At 61.6% G+C, this 383-nt stretch carries 1 protein-coding gene; it reads right to left on the bottom strand.

Features of this window, described 5'->3' with window-relative positions; all coding sequences use genetic code 11:
• Positions 1-130: 130 nt before the first annotated feature.
• Positions 131-379 (bottom strand): WecB/TagA/CpsF family glycosyltransferase, encoded by a 249-nt coding sequence (locus KVT44_RS55655; RefSeq protein WP_254651242.1) that lies wholly within the window; start codon positions 377-379, stop codon positions 131-133.
• Between the last annotated feature and the right edge of the window lie 4 nt (positions 380-383).

Below are 383 nucleotides of genomic sequence, written 5' to 3' on the forward strand. Positions count from 1 at the left end.
ACCGTCGAACTGAAGCGTCGCTGCAGCACCGTCACGTCGTGCTCGTTGTGGTTGAGGGCCGCGACGAGTGTTTCTGTCATCACAGTCGACCCGTGAACGGGCGGCGGAAGCTGACTGATAATGAGCACCCTCATCGAACTCGGACCTCCTGTCGGTCCCCCTTTGCGTGGCCAGCTCCGGCCACAGACAAGAACCTCAGGTTCCCAAAAAGGTACCGCCGCCAAAGGCGTCGCGGCTCTGCAAACAGCCGATACAACCACTCAAACCCCGAGTGTTGGAGCATCCGAGGCGCCTCCCGCACGGTCCCGGCTGTGAAATCGAAAGCGGCGCCGACGTTAACGGTGGGCTTTCCGAGTCGAGCCCCAAGCGCGGTACCCAAGATA

The sequence above is a fragment of the Streptomyces sp. GbtcB7 genome (genome assembly GCF_019091445.1).
In the GTDB taxonomy this organism is placed as follows: domain Bacteria; phylum Actinomycetota; class Actinomycetes; order Streptomycetales; family Streptomycetaceae; genus Streptomyces; species Streptomyces mirabilis.